The sequence below is a fragment of the Selenomonas sp. KH1T6 genome, from assembly GCF_900108415.1.
GTDB classification, from domain to species: domain Bacteria; phylum Bacillota; class Negativicutes; order Selenomonadales; family Selenomonadaceae; genus Selenomonas_B; species Selenomonas_B ruminantium_A.
Genome location: NZ_FNWN01000060.1, coordinates 1 through 9108, shown reverse-complemented (window position 1 = coordinate 9108; position 9108 = coordinate 1). Strand labels below are relative to the sequence as shown.

The window sequence follows — 9108 nt, the reverse complement described above, 5'->3', positions numbered from 1 at the left end:
ATGGTTGGTATTAGTGACAAGGGCTTAAACCTCTTGTTTTAATAACAATTTTACATCACGATATGGAGTTTACACAGAATTTGGGACAGCCTCGTTTCCCGCGACTTTTAAGCTGTTCTTCTATCATAACCTTGACGTTACGTAATGCTATTGCATAGCCATTATCAAAACACTTTTTGTTTTTTTCTTTATCGCCAGGGTCATAACCATAACATAATTCCTCAATTCTTTCGTGACTATTTAACTTTTTCTCCACCATGACCTTAACATTGCGTAATGCTATCACATAGCCATCATCAAGCCCTTCTTGGTATCTATCATTGGCTCCACGGTCATAACCATCACTGAATCCTTCAAGGTATCCTTCGTTATACATTTCAGATTTCTTTATCATAATTTTGACTTCTGCTATTGCATTTCCTTTCATGCTCACCATTTTTTCCCCCCACATTTTTAATTACTTAGCTTGCTAAATTCCTTAATGTTGGCATTTTTTCATCAACCTCCTTGTTGTGAGGCATTTATATATATTAGTTTCTATCTCACTCTATCAGCAAATCTCTAAACTTTGTGAATTCCTTTTGGAAATATAGTTTGACCGTATCCACCGGCCCATTGCGATGTTTGGCAATGATAACCTCTGTGATGTTCTTCGCCTCAGTGTCCTTGTCATAGTAGTCTTCACGATAAAGAAACATGACAATATCCGCATCTTGCTCCAAAGAACCTGACTCACGCAAATCAGAAAGCATAGGACGTTTTACTTGGCGGCTTTCTACTGAACGGTTAAGCTGAGAAAGGGCTATAACTGGAACATCTAGCTCGCGAGCCAATGCTTTTAATGAACGAGAAATATCAGAAATCTCCTGATTACGATTATCACTATTTTTGGAACCACGCCCTTGCATCAACTGCAAATAGTCAATAAATATAACGGAAAGGCCATGCTCTGCCTTCAGGCGACGGGCTTTGGAGCGCATCTCCATTACCGTAATACCTGCTGTGTCTTCTATGTAGATAGGAGCATTGTTAAGTCGGTTGCTGGTTTCCACCAGACGCGTCCACTCGTCATCTTCCAACTGCCCTGTGCGAAGCCTTTGGGCATCAATGCCTCCCTCTGAGCATAGCACGCGCTGCATAAGCTGTTCCTTGCTCATTTCCAAAGAGAAGAACGCTACAGTACCCAAGTTGTGAAGTCCTATATAACTGGCCATGTTCAGCGTGAATGCGGTTTTACCCATGGAGGGACGAGCCGCCACTAGCACAAGGTCTGAGGACTGGAGACCACTGGTGATGTAATCAAGGTCTTTGAAACCTGTAGAAATGCCTGTAATATTTCCCTTTGATTCGTAGAGATTATTGATGCGTTCAAAGGTGCGAAGCAAAATGGCCTTCATAGGCTCAAAACCGTTGGTATTCTGCCCTGCCGCCACGGCAAGAATGCGCTTTTCTGCCTCGTCCATAATATTGGTCACATCGTCCGTGTCCTCATAGGCAGCAGCAGCAATGGCTGTAGCCGCATCTATAAGGTGGCGCAGCTCTGCCTTTTCCTTGACAATTTTGGCGTGATAGAAAATATTTGCCGCAGTAGGCACAGTATTGGCAATGTCTGTTACAAAACGTACACCACCTACCCTTTCCAAATGCCCTTCCTTGCGTAATTCTTCAGTAAGGGTGACAATATCCACCGCCTCTTCATTATCTGTCAGCTTTTGCATGGCCTTGTAGGCCACCTTGTGGGCTTCTCTATAAAAATCTTCCGGGTCCAGTATTTCCTGCACCTCAATAATAGCTTCCTTCTTGATGAGCATAGCTCCCAGGACAGCCTTTTCAGCTTCAATATTTTGGGGTGGCATGCGATTCTCTGCCATTTCGGCACTCCTCCTGCGTTTTATGATATACAGCTTTGACAAATGAGTATCCCTACTTAGAGTTTATCTCAAGGAAAAAGGGTATAGAGTGTTAAAATAGTGTGCTCTATCAGATTTGACCTATCAGAGAATTTTCCCTAACAATTGACATATCTTTGATTCTGCGATAAATTTTACCCATGAAAGCAAAAATTCAAACCACCATCAAAGAGCAAGGCAAGTCATACCAAGATACCCTCCGGGCTATCGAAGACAACCTACTTGCCACCTATGGCTGTCTGCTGCCCTCTGGGGAGGTAACAGTTCCCCTTGTCCTGCCATGGACGAAAGAGGGCGTTCTGGGCGAACTCAAGCGGCAGGGAAAGATACTGGCGTGGAAAATGGATAAGGACTACGAGGTCGGCAATAACCGCCGGTACCTTATCACGCTGGATGCAGACAGGATATGAAGACGGCGAAACGCCCCGACATACACCAATCTTTGTGTATGCCGGGGCGTTTGCTATCTGCTTCTATCTGTGCTGCTCTCCTTGGCAGCTTCCCTCTCCCTGTTCACATCCCCCACCGTCTTGATGGCGTACTGCCCATCCTTCTCCCACACAGCCATGGGAGCCTTGGTGTCCACCAGCTTCAGGACTTCTCTTTGAGTGGCTCCGTTATCCATGCAGAAAGCTATGGCCTTGCAGCAAGCAGCCTCGTGGTCATCTTTATCTGTCATGTTGGGGCTGTTGTAGGCGTTCCAGTAGACCTGCATGAACTGGTTGGTCATGTTTGATGAGGCGGTGCGGATGGTTACAGCTGTTTCGTACATGGCATCCAGCCGCTCTCTGGCCTCCTTCATCTTCGGCAGCAATTCCTTTGCTTTCTTGTGTACCTCATCAAAGCGGTTGCTGGAGGCCAGTGCCCCATTCACCGGGCAGGTGTTGGCCATATCTCCCAGAGCCTTACAGCTCATTTCCGCATCTTTGAGTACAAGGCGGTATCTGGCGTTTATGTCAGCGGATTTCTTATGCCAATAATCCTCTTCGATATAGAGAAAATCGTCGTTGTCAGCAATGACTGGGTAAGTATCAGTGCTAGGCTCGGTTTCATCATGGAAGCCGGGAGGGATTATCTCCACATCATCATAGCGTTCTGCAGCACTATTGTGGACAAAGTCCGTAGGCGAAGGCATTACGGTAAAGCTGGGCCATTCTTCCTTGGCTCTCATGCACTGCCAGAATCTTTCCTTGGACAACAGGGCATCCAAGCCCTTCTGGGGGAAGTTATCTGCTATTCGTTCCTGGGCATAAATCTCAAGCTGCTCCTGCAGCTCAGATTTGAACAAACCAAAATTACCTGTTTCAGTGCACACCTCTACCTCTATGACTTCCCTAAGGCCGAAGTCACTGTAAAATTCTTCGTATGGATAGCCTTTTACAGGTTCAGCATAGGCAGAATGTGCTCCTTTATCAGAGGGAACATAGCAGATGAACTTGATGTCGGGACGGTCTTCCTGCATGTTGTAACAGGCATCTATGTCTATACATACATCACCGGCATGAACCGTACCGAAGGATTCCTGCTGTTGCTTAGTTCCCCGTTCCATGTATCTGCAGAGGTTTTCAAAGTCATGCTCTGAAAACTCCGAGGTGTCTACATATATGAGCTTATCTCTCATGACATCTATCTTGTTGGCAAAGGAACTGCCCAAGGTGGTATAGCTGAGTATCACCGGTTCCCCAGCGGGGCAGTATTCATCCGGGCTGGAATACTCAATACTATCCCGAAGAGCAGGGTACTTCTTCAAATCCGCTTCCAGACTTTTGATGACATCTGCAAAGCTCCTGAGGCTTCTGTCCTGCTCCTGAATTTCTGCCAGAAAGCTCTCTACCTCATCTTGGTTCCTGCCTACTGATACCATGCCAGAGTTATGGCTGATGGAACTATTGACTAGGTATCTGGTAACCGGCCCTACCTCGTCCAGCCTCGGCATTTCATTAAGATGTGGCACCTCTTTACCATTGGCATCCACGTATTCCTGGGCTGCTTTTAACAAGTTCTTGCCCGGTATATCTACGGCTTCCTGCGGCAGAAGCATATTTCCAGCCAGCTCTCCCTGCCGGTAGTAAACGGTATAGTGCTCGCCGTCTTTGGGGCGTTCGATGTCAATGTCTGTTACTATTGTTCTCATGGTCGTTACCTCTTATCTCGCAGCAGCTTCTTCCTTGGAGGCTGAATGCTCCTTGCAAAAGTTTCCTGCCAGAACGTTATCCTTTAGTTTCTTGGTGTATTCCTGCTTGTCCCCTTCCAGCACAGTCATTCTGGGACTAAGCTTGAAAAGGGTGATGGTGGCCCGGTCAAGGTCGGTTTTGTCCACATAGCCGTTCTTCTCACAGCTTTTGTGGGCAACGGCTTCCAGAAAGGCTTCATCTGCCTTTTCCCAGCCCGCTTGGTCAGCGGAGCGGAGACTGGAAAGGCCGTATTTATGGGCGTTATCGAAGATAAACTTCTGGTAATCTTCCTCTACGGTGCCGGTGTTTTCCTTGCTCAGGGGGGACCCGGCGAAGTAGGCTTCGTTGAAGCTCTTCATATAGGCATCGTGCCTCTCCATCCCCATGGCCTCCCTGTCGGCAGCAATGGTTTCGGCTATCTTCACATTGGATACGGCTTTCATCAGCTCCATGTCCTTGAAGGGCTTCACATTGATTTCCTGAAAGCCAATGCTGTCCACATAGAAGTAACGCTCATTGACCTGCACCACATCGCTCATGGAAAGAGAGGGCATGACCTCCCCGGAAGGTCTGTCATCAGCGTTGTGCTTGGCATAGATATCTTCGAGGATAGAGGAAACATCATCATCCTTGGGACTGTAGGCCTCCTGCCATTTCTGCTCATATTTCTTGAAATCCATGGGATTGCTTTTGTCATGGGCACTCTGGGCATCCTTCCAGCTGTCAAAACGCCAATCGCTCCCCGCCGGCAGCTGGTGGATGGCCACATAAAGTTTGCTGGCGGCTTTTCCCGACGTGGGGGTGACGGCCTTGGGCTTTTCGTCCTCTGGTGCTTTGGCCGGGGGAGCTGGTGCTTTGGCTTCTTCGGCAGTTTTCTCAGGTTCGGCAGCTGCCGTTTCTTCCTGCTTTTCCTCTTCGGCCTTGTTCTGCAGCTTCTCCTTCATCAAATCCCGCACATAGTCCTCAAGGTAACGGGCAATCTTGGAGGCATCATTGGCAGCCTTGAAGATTTCTGTCTTGTCGTTCTTCAAGGCTTGGAGCCAGCTTTTCACATAGGCGGCGTGGTTCTGGGTGTTCATGGGGATGCCCAGGTCGGCAGACAGGAAGGTGGAGGCCAGCTCTGCCCGCAATTCTTCCTTGGCATAGGTGGAGGAACCGAACTGGGTGCTGCCCATGCCGATACGGTTCAGGCGGCTGCTATGGCCAGTCCAGTGCCCCAATTCATGCAGGGCTGTGGCGTAGTAGTCGGCAATCTCCGGGAAAGCCTCGACCTTGGGCAGATGGATTTCATCAGTGCTGGGACGGTAGAAGGCTTGGTCTGCCTGGTCATTGAAAATCTTGGCCCCAGAGTTTTTCAGCATGGCCTCGGCAATTTCAATCTGGTCATCATGGGTATAGCCTACGGCCTTGGGGACATACTCCGGGATAGGTTCATACCTTATGACCGGTTCCATCTTCGGCTCCATGATGGTATTGCCGTCCTTGTCCTTCCCCGGCACCAGTACGGGCTTGCCCTCCTTGTCATAGACCGGGGCATATTCCTGATTTCCCTGCTCATCCTTCACATAGGTCATGCCAAGGCAGCAGTCGGAGGCGTGGAAGACACGGTAGTATCTGTTTGTCCAATGCTTCTCATCCTCCGGCAGTTCATTGCCCTCAAGGTCTTTATCCGCATAGAAGCCCATGCGAATGAGGGTGGACTTGGCTCCCTTCTTAATGGAATAGCCCATGTCCTTGGCCTGTTTGAAGGTGAAGAAACGCGGGTCTTTGCTGTCCCCATGCTTCTTCATCACGATGGAAAGACGAAGGAGGTTGTCTTTGTAATACGGCCTCCCGGTCTTGCCGTTCATGGGCACGGCGGCAATGGCAGCTCCTACCTTGCTGTCCCAGCCCTGCTGCCAAGGGGTGGTTCCTTCTTCGATAGCCTTGATGATGTCATTGGTGACTTCCTGATAGTAATCCATCTTTTCCGTTGCCATGGGTCAGTCCTCCTTCTGCTGGGCGTGGTATGCTGCCATGATGTCCTTGGTGTACTGGGCTTCCGTGACCATCTTCTCTCCGTCCCAGATGTTCTTTTCAGAGGCCTCGGCGTAGTTTTCATCGGTGATGGCATCTTCTGCTTCCTCGGCGATGCCCTGTGCCTTGATTTCCTCTTCGGTCATGGTGTATATGCTGTCGCTCATGTGAATTGCTCCCTTCTATAGCTATGAATTATCTTGCTGCGGCTGCCTCGGCCTGAACGGCCTTGTATTCCGGTTTCTTCATTTCGGCCATAGCTTTGACCTTGACCTCGGACAGGAGATTTGTGATGCCCTCTTCCTTCTTCCCAGCCTTCACCAGAAAATCCACCAGCTGGCTCACGGCCTTGTCCCGATTTTCATCTTTAAGGAGACTGTTCAGGTCAAGGAGGTGGTTATCTGCCTTTTCCTCTGTCGGTTTCTCGCTCTGGCTGGGGGCACTCGTCCTGCCGTAGATGGCCTCCCTCTTTTCATTGATGGCCGCTGATTTTTCCATGAGCTTGTCCTTTTTCTCCTGCAAGCTCTGGAGGCCTTTGTCGAAGACCCGGGCAATCTTGCGGATGCCGCTGTCCACCACGCTGTAGGCCTTGTCCTTGGCAGCATTGCGGATACGCTTGGGTGTGTCAATCACATCCCGGTATACCTTGTGAACGGTACGGCGGGTGTGCTTGAAGAGCTTGCCATAGTTCCGTCCGGGCTGCTGGGCACGGTTGTAGATGATATTGGCTTCCTCCAAAAATTTGATGGCCACCGCCATGCTCTGGGCAAACTGCTCCGGGGAATAGCCCTGCACGGAAGAACGCATATCGGCCAGCTCCTGCCGGAGTTCCTGCATTTCCCGTAGCATATCCTGATTACGCCGCTCCACGGCAGTCAGCTGCTCCACGAGATAGTTGTTGGCGTTTTTCAATGCCGCAGTACTGTGATCTAAGGCCACAGCTCTGTCTTCCGTTGAGGCATTTTCCGACTGGTAGGTGCGGGAAAGATTGTCCAAGCTGTCGCACACTGCCTCATGCTTGGGCTGATACCCCTCCCAGATAGCAGGTTCTGGCCCGAAGCATTCTTCGGCAGTCCGGCAGTCTTCAATATGCTGTTTAAGCTCTTCGGCAGGGGCAGCAAGCTGCTCATAGGCCGCTGCCGGGGCAGCTTCCTTCACATCTTCCATATACCCTTCCATGGTGGCAACTAAGCTGGCAAAGTTCGCTTCATCCAGCTCCGGCTCTTCATTCTGGTACTCATTCATAGCGACATCCTCCTTTGGTGCCGTCTCGTGGTAGTCACGGCCAAATATTTCCTTGTAAGCGGTGTCAATGTCTCGCCCCTCCAATAGAGGCGAGGCTTTGGAGTATATGCAGTTTGTCCTGTACTCGCTTATCACGGCATTGTCTATTTCTTCCGTAAGTTCGTTGGCCATGTGGCCATCATCCAGCCAAGCCTGCATAGCTATCTTGGCCTCGTCCTTCGGCAAGCCATAGAACTGGCTGTCTTGCTTGAACCCCAGCCCCGGCGTGGAAGTGACGAAATCCATTACTTCTGCTTCGCTGGTAACAATATACTGGGAGCCATCCACGGCATCAATGGTGAAAACGTAATCCCCTGCAGCCGCTCCGGCAGTGGACACTTCCACGATATTATCGTCAATGAGTGCCCGCAGGTTCTCGGCAGTGACCGGGTTATCACAGATGGCTGTGATGCCCCCGGCACCATCCCTTGCAACATATAGCATCTTTATCGCCTCCTATGGGGGTATTGTAAATCTGATTAGAGGTTGGAAAACTATACAATGTTTTACCAAACGCAAAAAATCAGCAACAAGTATAGTTTTTCATGGTAGTATGGTATTGTGGTAAATACGATATGTCAGTAGGAGGAGAGATTCTTTTATGTGGTGCCCAACAAAACGTGGTAAAGAATTGTATGAAGAGCGTGACATACAATACCTGATGAATAATGTTGCTTGGGGAGATTCCTTCGCCATGGAAGCCATAGGACTTGACTATTTACGTAGAGTAGACCGAAAGGTGGATGATAATGTAGATTCATCGGATGATGATATAGACATTATGGATGGAATTTTCTTGGCTATATATTGGTTTGACAGGGCAATAGAAAGTGGCAAAATAAATACTAATTATTGGATAGGTGAAACTATTGATTTTGAAGCCCGTACTCGTGGAAGTTCTAGTGCATATTACAGACACTTCTTTTTGGAGCATCTGTCTAGATTTAAGGAAAGTTCTGTTTTCGAAAAGGTAATGGCGTCTAAAACTGGTTATTTGTATAAAATATTACAGGATGAAGGGATTTGCCATTTTGACAGTAAAATCTATTATTCTAAAGCGGTTAATGTTGGTGATTCCTCTGCCGCTTATCGCCTTGGAGAACTATATCTTTGGGATTGGTATAGAGATTACAAAAATCATCTTGCTTATCCATCTGATTACGTGAAACCTTGCACCAACGACCTATTGGAAGCAAAAAAATATTTAGATTATGCTGCTAAAAATGGTGAAGATGAAGCGTTTAACCTTATTTTTGAGGTAATACAGGGTATGTCAGAAGCGGCTAGATGATGATAAGGATTGACGAAAAACCCCGCACTGAAAGTACGGGGCTTTTCGTCAATATATTGTTTATCTGGCCACGAGGCTGTCCCAAATTCTGTGTAAACTCCATATCGTGATGTAAAATTGTTATTAAAACAAGAGGTTTAAGCCCTTGTCACTAATACCAACCATATTTCTCTCTGCACGTCAAGAAATCCTTGAACGTGCAGATTTTTTATTCCGGAAGCCTGTCTTCATAATAGACGGCCAGCTGGGCATGGATAATGCTCCAATCCTGGCGGCGGCCTGTCCATTTCTTCGTTATGTCCATCATGGCAAGGTAGAGCATTTTCAGCAAGCTGTCATCTGTCGGAAATACGGACTTGGATTTCGTCACCTTGCGGAGCTGGCGGTTGAAGCCTTCTATGGTATTGGTGGTATAGATAAGTCGCCTGAGTTC

General features: G+C 48.3%; 9 protein-coding genes. 2 read left to right on the top strand and 7 right to left on the bottom strand.

Annotated features, from left to right (window positions below):
- Nucleotides 1-55: 55 nt before the first annotated feature.
- On the bottom strand, nucleotides 56-427 hold the full coding sequence (locus BLW59_RS16655; protein WP_175463489.1) for a hypothetical protein: 372 nt from the start codon (nucleotides 425-427) through the stop codon (nucleotides 56-58).
- A gap of 115 nt (nucleotides 428-542) precedes the next feature.
- Nucleotides 543-1871, bottom strand: a complete 1329-nt coding sequence (gene dnaB, locus BLW59_RS16650; protein WP_074698956.1) for a replicative DNA helicase — start codon at nucleotides 1869-1871, stop codon at nucleotides 543-545.
- 179 nt (nucleotides 1872-2050) lie between these two features.
- Between dnaB and BLW59_RS16645 the strand changes: the two genes are divergently transcribed.
- Nucleotides 2051-2320, top strand: coding sequence for a hypothetical protein (locus BLW59_RS16645; protein ID WP_074698954.1), 270 nt, complete (start codon nucleotides 2051-2053; stop codon nucleotides 2318-2320).
- A gap of 53 nt (nucleotides 2321-2373) precedes the next feature.
- Here the strand turns inward: BLW59_RS16645 and BLW59_RS16640 are convergent, their stop codons facing one another.
- From BLW59_RS16640 to BLW59_RS17890, 4 genes are read right to left on the bottom strand one after another with little or no spacing between them, the layout of a single operon-like run.
- Nucleotides 2374-4044 carry a hypothetical protein gene (locus BLW59_RS16640; protein WP_074698952.1) on the bottom strand — a complete coding sequence of 557 codons (1671 nt, stop codon included), beginning with the start codon at nucleotides 4042-4044 and terminating at the stop codon, nucleotides 2374-2376.
- Nucleotides 4045-4056: 12 nt separating this feature from the next.
- Nucleotides 4057-6063, bottom strand: coding sequence for a zincin-like metallopeptidase domain-containing protein (locus tag BLW59_RS16635; RefSeq protein ID WP_074698950.1), 2007 nt, complete (start codon nucleotides 6061-6063; stop codon nucleotides 4057-4059).
- Between the two features lie 3 nt (nucleotides 6064-6066).
- Entirely contained in the window at nucleotides 6067-6267 is a 201-nt protein-coding gene (locus tag BLW59_RS16630; RefSeq protein ID WP_074698948.1) for a hypothetical protein, read from the bottom strand.
- Between the two features lie 28 nt (nucleotides 6268-6295).
- Nucleotides 6296-7828: a hypothetical protein gene (locus tag BLW59_RS17890; protein ID WP_074698946.1), complete on the bottom strand. Its 1533-nt coding sequence runs from the start codon at nucleotides 7826-7828 to the stop codon at nucleotides 6296-6298.
- 157 nt (nucleotides 7829-7985) lie between these two features.
- Between BLW59_RS17890 and BLW59_RS16620 the strand changes: the two genes are divergently transcribed.
- Entirely contained in the window at nucleotides 7986-8675 is a 690-nt protein-coding gene (locus tag BLW59_RS16620) for a sel1 repeat family protein (RefSeq protein WP_074698944.1), read from the top strand.
- Nucleotides 8676-8883: 208 nt separating this feature from the next.
- Here the strand turns inward: BLW59_RS16620 and BLW59_RS16615 are convergent.
- Nucleotides 8884-9108, bottom strand: a 225-nt coding sequence (locus BLW59_RS16615; RefSeq protein WP_139283611.1) for a transposase, incomplete at its 5' end; no start/stop codon positions are given.

Excerpts from the sequence above, each read along its gene's own strand:
- BLW59_RS16655 (WP_175463489.1), bottom strand. The coding sequence starts at position 427 with ATGAAAGGAAATGCAATAGCAGAAGTCAAAATTATGATAAAGAAATCT.
- dnaB (WP_074698956.1), bottom strand. The coding sequence starts at position 1,871 with ATGGCAGAGAATCGCATGCCACCCCAAAATATTGAAGCTGAAAAGGCT.
- BLW59_RS16645 (WP_074698954.1), top strand. The coding sequence starts at position 2,051 with ATGAAAGCAAAAATTCAAACCACCATCAAAGAGCAAGGCAAGTCATAC.
- BLW59_RS16640 (WP_074698952.1), bottom strand. The coding sequence starts at position 4,044 with ATGAGAACAATAGTAACAGACATTGACATCGAACGCCCCAAAGACGGC.
- BLW59_RS16635 (WP_074698950.1), bottom strand. The coding sequence starts at position 6,063 with ATGGCAACGGAAAAGATGGATTACTATCAGGAAGTCACCAATGACATC.
- BLW59_RS16630 (WP_074698948.1), bottom strand. The coding sequence starts at position 6,267 with ATGAGCGACAGCATATACACCATGACCGAAGAGGAAATCAAGGCACAG.
- BLW59_RS17890 (WP_074698946.1), bottom strand. The coding sequence starts at position 7,828 with ATGCTATATGTTGCAAGGGATGGTGCCGGGGGCATCACAGCCATCTGT.
- BLW59_RS16620 (WP_074698944.1), top strand. The coding sequence starts at position 7,986 with ATGTGGTGCCCAACAAAACGTGGTAAAGAATTGTATGAAGAGCGTGAC.